The sequence below is a fragment of the Micromonospora sp. NBRC 101691 genome, assembly GCF_030269285.1.
GTDB lineage: Bacteria > Actinomycetota > Actinomycetes > Mycobacteriales > Micromonosporaceae > Micromonospora > Micromonospora echinospora.
This window is the reverse complement of sequence record NZ_BSTB01000014.1, coordinates 191,001-198,301: the sequence shown is the minus strand read 5'-3', so window position 1 is coordinate 198,301 and position 7,301 is coordinate 191,001. Positions and strand designations below refer to the sequence as shown.

Below are 7,301 nucleotides of genomic sequence, written 5' to 3'. Positions count from 1 at the left end.
ATCACCGCCCACTGCCCGTCCGTCAGCGACGACTCGTACGCCGGTTTACAGACACAGCGACACAGACGTGATCTTCGCTGACACAGTCAGCGAAGATCACACCGAGGTATCACAACACTCTCTGAGGCCGGCCCGGCCCCGGGCGTCCACCGGCCGGGGCCGGCGGCCCATCCGGCCGCCTCGTTCGTCAGCCGTCCGACGGTTGACGGACGTTCGCGACGCCCTCCGCCCCCGGCCGGCCTGGTCGGCGGGACGGGAACGACGAAGGGCGCCCACCTCGACGGTGGACGCCCTCGGCCGGTGCGGAATCTAGCGGGTGGCGGTCTTCTTCGCCGGAGCCTTACGGGCCGGCGACTTCTTCGCCGTCGTGCTCTTGGCCGTCGTGCTCTTGGCCGTCGTGGTGCCGGCCTTCTTCGCGGCAGCCGTCTTCGTGGCCGTGGTCGTCTTCTTCGCCGCCGTGGCCTTGGTGGTGGCGCTCTTCTTCGCCGGCGCGGCCTTCGCGCCGGCCGCCTTGGTGCCGGTGGCCTTGGTGGTCGCCTTCGTCGCGGCCTTGGTGGCCGTCGCCGGGGCGGCCTTGGCCGCGGCGGTGGTCTTCTTCGTGCCGGTGGCCCTGGTGCCGGCCGCCTTGGCCGTGGTGGCCTTCGTTCCGGCTGCCTTGGCCGTGGTGGCCTTGGTGCCGGTGGCCTTGGTGCCGGTGGCCTTCGCCCCGGTCGCCTTGGCCGCCGCCGTGGTCTTCGCGGCGGTCGTGGTCTTCTTCGCGGCGGTCGTGGCCTTCGGCGCCTTGCCGCTGGCCACCATCTCCTTGAACCCGGCGCCCGGACGGAAGGTCGGCACGGATGTCTTCTTGACCTTCACCGCCTCTCCGGTGCGCGGGTTGCGGGCTGTTCGGGCCGCGCGTACGCGCTTCTCGAACGCTCCGAATCCGGTGATGGACACCTTCTCGCCCTTCGCCACCGCCGCCTGGACCTCAGCGAGGACTGCGTCGAGCGCCGCAGTCGCCGACTTCCTGTCCCCCAGGCGAGCGGCGAGCGCCTCGATGAGCTCGGCCTTGTTCACGACTTCCTCCCGATTGTGCAACTGACTCGACGCGAGCCATTCTGCGCGCACGGTATGCCCTCTGCTGCCTGGACACAAACATTCGGTGGAAAAAAGCCCTTGTGTCGTAACGGATTCGCCCCCGCCGGTGGACCGACGGGGGCGAAAACCCAAGGCGCGGGTGGGCCTTCCGGCTAGCTGAGGACGGGCAGGAACGGCAGCCGACGCGCCTCGTAGGCGCTGATCTCCGCCTCCTGACGGAGGGTCAGTCCAATGTCGTCCAAGCCTTCCATGAGCCGCCAACGGCTGAAGTCGTCCATGGGGAAGGACCAGGTGTCCGCCCCGACCCGAACCTCCCGCGCGGCCAGGTCGACGGTGACCGGGGTGGTCGGATCGGCGTCCAGCCGATCCCAGATTTCTTCGACCGTCCTCAATTCAAGCTCGACCGGCAGGAGCCCCTCCTTCAACGCGTTGCCGCGGAAGATGTCACCGAAGCGAGGCGAGATCACCGCCCGGAAGCCCCAGTCCCGAAGGGCCCACACCGCGTGTTCGCGGGATGACCCGGTGCCGAACTCCGGGCCGGCGACGAGAATCGATGCCCCGGAATACGAGGAATCGTTCAACACGAATCCCGGGTCCTCCCGCCACGCGCTGAAGAGACCGTCGGCGAAACCGGTCCGGGTCACCCGCTTGAGGTACACCGCAGGAATGATCTGATCGGTGTCCACATTGGAGCGCCGCAATGGCACGGCGGTGCCGGTGTGTGTGGTGAACCTGTCCATCGTCCCAGTCATCCCTTCACAGATCGGCCGGCGCGGCCAGCCGGCCGACCACGGCGGTGGCGGCGGCGACCGGGGGCGACACCAGATGGGTACGCCCGCCCCGGCCCTGCCGGCCCTCGAAGTTGCGGTTGGAGGTGGAGGCGGACCGCTGCCCCGGCGAGAGGGTGTCCGGGTTCATGCCCAGACACATGGAACAGCCGGCGAAACGCCACTCCGCCCCGGCGTCGGTGAAGACCTTGTCCAGCCCTTCCTCCTCGGCGGCCTGCCGGACCGCGGCGGAGCCGGGCACCACCAGCATCCGCACCCCGTCGGCCACCTGTCGGCCGCGCAGCACGTCGGCCGCGGCGCGGAGGTCCTCCAGCCGGCCGTTGGTGCAGGAGCCGACGAAGACCACGTCCACGGCGAGGTCGCGCAGCGGCGTGCCGGGACGCAGGTCCATGTACTCCAGCGCGCGACGGGCGGCGGTCCGTTCGGCCTCGTGGTCGAACTCGTCCGGGTCGGGCACCCGCTCGGCCAGCGGCGCGCCCTGGCCCGGGTTGGTGCCCCAGGTGACGAAGGGCGTCACCCGGGAGGCGTCCAGGGTGACCTCGGCGTCGAAGACGGCCCCCTCGTCGGTGGGGAGCGTCCGCCAGTACGCCACCGCGGCGTCCCAGTCGGCGCCCTGCGGCGCGTTCGGCCGTCCCGCGAGGTAGGCGAAGGTCGTCTCGTCCGGGGCGATCATGCCGGCCTTCGCGCCCCACTCGATGGACATGTTGGCGATGGTCATCCGCCCCTCCATGGACAGCGACCGGATCGCCTCCCCCCGGTACTCCACGATATGACCGCGACCACCGCCGGTGCCGACCTGCGTGATCAGCGCGAGCACCAGGTCCTTGGCGGTGACACCCGGGCCGAGCTGGCCGGTCACGTTCACCGCCATGGTCTTCGGGCGGGCCTGCGGCAGCGTCTGGGTGGCCAGGACGTGTTCGACCTCACTGGTGCCGATGCCGAAGGCGAGCGCCCCGAACGCGCCATGGGTGGCGGTGTGCGAGTCGCCACAGACGATGGTCATGCCGGGCTGGGTCAGGCCGAGCTGGGGACCGATGACGTGCACGATGCCCTGGTTCTCGTCACCCAGCGGGTGCAGCCGGACGCCGAACTCGGCGCAGTTGCGGCGCAACGTCTCGATCTGGGTGCGGGAGGTCGGGTCGGCGATCGTGAGCAGGTCGCCCCGACGCTGACGGAACGCCGGGTCGGCGTACCCGGTCGGGGTGTTGTGGTCCTCGGTCGCGATGGTCAGATCGGTCCGCCGCACGGGGCGACCGGCCAGACGGAGGCCGTCGAACGCCTGTGGGCTGGTGACCTCGTGCAGCAGGTGCAGGTCGATGTAGAGCAGGTCGGGCTCGCCCTCGGCGGATCGCACGACGTGCGCGTCCCAGACCTTCTCGGCCAAGGTCTTTGGCTTCGGAGTGACTCCCACCATCTGGACATCCTAAATTCTGGGAGGTAAATTTCGGCTTGTGGGACACAGTATGAGCGGTGTCGGCGTTCTCGACAAGGCGGTGGTCATCCTGGCCGCCTGTGTCGACGGCGCCAGCCTGGCCGAACTCGTTGATCGCACCAAGCTGCCGAGGGCCACGGCCCATCGGCTCGCGCAGGCGCTGGAGATCCACCGGATGCTCGTCCGGGACACACAGGGGCGGTGGCGACCCGGCCCGCGTCTCGGTGAGCTGGCCAACGCCGCTCCGGACGTGCTGCTGACCGCGGCGGAGCCGCTGCTGGCCGCCCTGCGCGACGCCACCGGGGAGAGCGCCCAGCTCTACCTCAGGCGGGCCGACGAGCGGGTCTGCGTGGCCGCCGCCGAGCGGGCCAGCGGGCTGCGGGACACCGTGCCGGTCGGCTCGGTGCTGCCGATGACCGCCGGGTCGGCCGCGCAGATCCTGCTGGCCTGGGAGCCGCCGGAGGCGGTGATGCCGCTCCTGCCCCGGTCGAAGTTCACCGGCCGCACGCTCGCCGAGGTCCGCCGCCGCGGCTGGGCGCAGAGCGTCGCCGAACGGGAGGCCGGTGTGGCGAGCGTCTCGGCTCCGATCCGGGACCGCACCGGACGGGTGATCGCCGCGATCAGCATCTCCGGCCCGATCGAACGCCTCGGCCGCCGCCCCGGCGAACGTCACGCCATGGCCGTCGTCCGGGCCGGCCAGCGCCTCTCCGGCCTCTGACCCACCGGCGTGCCCGCGCGGCCCGCTCCGCTCGCGCACGCGGTCGTGAAGGTGACGGTGGAGATCGACACCGTCGTCACCTTCACGACCGGTGGAGGACCGTCGTCACCTTCACGACCCGGTGGAGGAGGAGCCGGCGCGGAAGGGCGCGGACGGAAACGGCCCGCCCCCCGGAGCGGGAGACGGGCCGATGTTGGTAGCCCCGACCGGATTCGAACCGGCGCTACCGCCTTGAGAGGGCGGCGTCCTGGGCCGCTAGACGACGGGGCCAAGACTTTTCCTGCTTCACCACCCTGCCGGGCGGTGCCGCCGTAGTCTAACCATGTCCCCCGGGTCGGGTGTCGACCGGGTGGGACCGGGTAGACCCGGCAGAAGCGAAACAGCCCGCCCCGCTGACTGACACGGGACGGACCGGTGACGCTGTAGCCCCGACCGGATTCGAACCGGCGCTACCGCCTTGAGAGGGCGGCGTCCTGGGCCGCTAGACGACGGGGCCAGAACTTCTCCTGCACCACCACCCTCGCGGGCGGTGATGCTGCACTCTAACAGAGATCGAATTCCCGTCTCCGCGCGGAGGCGGCAGGTGAACTCCGTCAGAATCCAGCGTCCGAGGCTCTCTCGAACCTCGGTTGCGCTGGGGTACCAGGACTCGAACCTAGACTAACTGAACCAGAATCAGTCGGGCTGCCAATTACCCCATACCCCATTGGTGCCTTGCGGCACCGGATCGGCACCTTCCGGCACCGGGGAGAAACTTTACTCCACCGGTGCCGACAGGCCAAATCGGGTTACCGAAACCGCCCCTGAGCTGCGGTTTCACCCACCACACCCGCCGTCAGAGCGAGACCACCGGGTTCGAGAGTTCCCCGATCCCGTCGATACGTACCGTGACGGTATCCCCGTCCAGGAGCGGACTAACCCCGGCCGGGGTGCCGGTCAGCACGACGTCCCCGGGCAACAGCGTCATCACGTGCGAGACGTACGACACCAGGGACGGCACGTCGAAGACCATGTCCTTGGTCCGGCCCAGCTGACGGACCTCCATCTCCTCCGGATCGCGACCGACCTCACAGCGGATCTCCAGGTCGCCGACGTCCAGTCCGGTGGTGATCCAGGGCCCGAGCGGACAGAACGAGTCGAAGCCCTTCGCCCTGGTCCACTGCCCGTCGGTGCGTTGCAGGTCCCGCGCGGTGACGTCGTTGGCGCAGGTGTAGCCGAAGATGGCCCGCTCGGCGGCGGCCCGGTCGGCCCGCCGGGCGCCGGGCGGCCCGATCACCACGGCCAGCTCCGCCTCGTGCTCGACCTGCCTGGAGAAGATCGGCAGCCGGATCGCGTCCCGCGGTCCGATGACGCTGGTGGAGGGTTTGAGGAAGAGCAGCGGCTCCTTCGGCACCTCGCTGCCGTGCTCGGCGGCGTGCTCGGCGTAGTTGCGGCCGACGCAGACCACCTTGCTCGGCAGGATCGGCGAGAGCAGGCGGACGTCCGACAGGGCCCACCGGGCCCCGCTGAACTGGATCTGCCCGAACGGGTGCCCCTCGATCTCGGCGATGGTGAGACCCTGCGGCCCCGCCCCCGGCTCCCCCTCGACGGCCCCGAACGACATTCCCTTGGCATGAGCGAAACGAGCGATACGCACGCAGCCAATCTAGCCCCGCCGCCCAGGCCACGGGCACCTCGCCACGGCCCCGCCACCGGTCGGCGCAGCGTACCGGCGCCGCTGCCCGGGCGGGCCGGGTTCGGCACTTTCCATCCGGGCGATACGGCCGTCCCCCTAGCGTCGGCCCGGGAGGTGCGTTCGTATGCCTGCATCGACACGACCCCACCGGACCCTGGCGGTGCTCGTCCACTGCCTCGGTGTCCTCACCGCGCTGCCGGCGCTGCCGACACCCGATCCACCACGGGCGGCGGTGACCCCGGTGGTCGCACCCGCGTCACCATCGGCCGTGGTCGCCTCGGCGTCACCGGCCCCCGTGGTCGCATCCGCGTCGCCCTCGGCTCCCGTGGTCGCATCCGCGTCACCGCCGGCCCGCACGGCGCGCGCGGAACCGGCTCGGCCCGCTGCGGCCACCGCCGGTCCGGGCACCCGGACCACGCCGGGCGCCGGGAGCCCGTCGACGCGCCCCGGAGCGGACCGGGGAACGCCACCCGCGGTCCGGGTCAGGGTCGCCCCCGCCGGCACGCCGGCCCCGGCCTACCGGATCGAGGTACGCAACGACGGCAACGCCCCGGTCGCCACCACGGTCCGCCAGGAACTGCCGCCGGGCTCGTCGGCGACCACGGTCAGCGCCGGGGGGCGGACGACCCGGTCCGCCGGCCGGGCCGACTCGGCCGAGGTCACCTGGCGGCTCACCCTGCCGGCCCGGAGCACCACGACCCTGAACACCGCGCTGACCGCCGCCGTGGACCGACCGCTGACCGCGCCGGCCTGCGCCTTCGACGGTTCCGGCAACCGGCCGTACGACTGCGCGACGGCGACCTGGCACCAGGCCGCGAAGCCTGAGGCCGACGCCGGGCCGACGCCGTTCTGGCAACGCCCCACCACCCTCCTGGCGGCCGGCGCGCTGCTGCTGGCGGTGCTGGCCGCCACCGGCTGGTGGCTGCTGCGCCGACGCCGCCGGGTGACCGGCGCGACAACCGGTCGCTTCGGCGCCGATCCCGGCGTCACCGGCCGCCCGGACAGCCGGGGCACGGTGTACCCGCGCCCGGCGGTGCCGTCGCCCGCGTACCGCCGCCGCCGGCCACCGGTCTGGCTGGTGGTCGGGATGGCCCTGGCGATCCTGGCGGGGGTGGTCGGCGCGGCGGCCTGGACCGCGACCACGCGGGTCGCCGCGATCGACACCGGCGCGCAGCCCACCAGCGGCGCGTGGACCGGACCGGGACACGCCGGGCCGCTCGGGGTGCCCCTGCGGGAGGCCGCGTTCGAGTTCACCGTCTACCGGATGGCCTGCGACCCGGCGACGGCCCGCCGACGCTGCCAGGCGACGGTCGGGGTGCGCAACCTCACCCCGCAGCAGCAGGTCTGGCACGGGGAACTCCAACGCGCCTACCTGCCGGACGGCCGGTGGGTCAACGCCGACGAGCCGGCCACCCGGGCGGCCAACCAGGGGCGGGACGTCTTCGCCGAGCCGGTGGCGGCCGACGGGCGGATGCTGGTGCCGTTGGTCTTCACGGTCGCTGGACCGGAGCCGCCGAACCAGGTGGAACTGCGCAGCGGGGTGTTCTCCGCCGGGGTGCGGGTGGACGTGCCCTGACCGCGACGCGGGGCGGCGGTCGTACCCTGGGATCC

6 protein-coding genes and 3 tRNA genes are annotated in these 7,301 nt (G+C 72.0%); 2 read left to right on the top strand and 7 right to left on the bottom strand.

From position 1 onward, the window contains the following. Positions 1–309: 309 nt before the first annotated feature. The 3 genes from QSK20_RS21510 to leuC all read right to left on the bottom strand — a co-directional run bounded on the left by QSK20_RS21510 (position 310) and on the right by leuC (position 3,279). Positions 310–1,056 (bottom strand): HU family DNA-binding protein, encoded by a 747-nt coding sequence (locus QSK20_RS21510; protein WP_352232304.1) that lies wholly within the window; start codon positions 1,054–1,056, stop codon positions 310–312. Between the two features lie 173 nt (positions 1,057–1,229). After that, on the bottom strand, positions 1,230–1,817 hold the full coding sequence (leuD, locus tag QSK20_RS21505) for a 3-isopropylmalate dehydratase small subunit (protein ID WP_285790394.1): 588 nt from the start codon (positions 1,815–1,817) through the stop codon (positions 1,230–1,232). Positions 1,818–1,833: 16 nt separating this feature from the next. After that, positions 1,834–3,279, bottom strand: coding sequence for a 3-isopropylmalate dehydratase large subunit (gene leuC / locus QSK20_RS21500; protein WP_285790393.1), 1,446 nt, complete (start codon positions 3,277–3,279; stop codon positions 1,834–1,836). 49 nt (positions 3,280–3,328) lie between these two features. On the opposite strand from leuC, the gene QSK20_RS21495 reads away from it, so the two are divergent. Next, a complete protein-coding gene (locus QSK20_RS21495; protein ID WP_091458257.1) occupies positions 3,329–4,015 on the top strand; it encodes an IclR family transcriptional regulator in 687 nt (228 codons plus the stop codon). A gap of 194 nt (positions 4,016–4,209) precedes the next feature. Here the strand turns inward: QSK20_RS21495 and QSK20_RS21490 are convergent. From QSK20_RS21490 to QSK20_RS21475, 4 genes are all read right to left on the bottom strand, one after another. Next, a tRNA-Glu gene (locus QSK20_RS21490) sits at positions 4,210–4,285 on the bottom strand. Between the two features lie 153 nt (positions 4,286–4,438). After that, a tRNA-Glu gene (locus QSK20_RS21485) sits at positions 4,439–4,511 on the bottom strand. Positions 4,512–4,649: 138 nt separating this feature from the next. Beyond that, a tRNA-Gln gene (locus QSK20_RS21480) sits at positions 4,650–4,721 on the bottom strand. 129 nt (positions 4,722–4,850) lie between these two features. Beyond that, entirely contained in the window at positions 4,851–5,651 is an 801-nt protein-coding gene (locus QSK20_RS21475; protein ID WP_285790392.1) for a fumarylacetoacetate hydrolase family protein, read from the bottom strand. Between the two features lie 163 nt (positions 5,652–5,814). On the opposite strand from QSK20_RS21475, the gene QSK20_RS21470 reads away from it, so the two are divergent. Next, complete coding sequence (locus tag QSK20_RS21470) at positions 5,815–7,266, top strand: hypothetical protein (protein WP_285790391.1); 1,452 nt, start codon at positions 5,815–5,817, stop codon at positions 7,264–7,266. Positions 7,267–7,301: the final 35 nt, after the last annotated feature.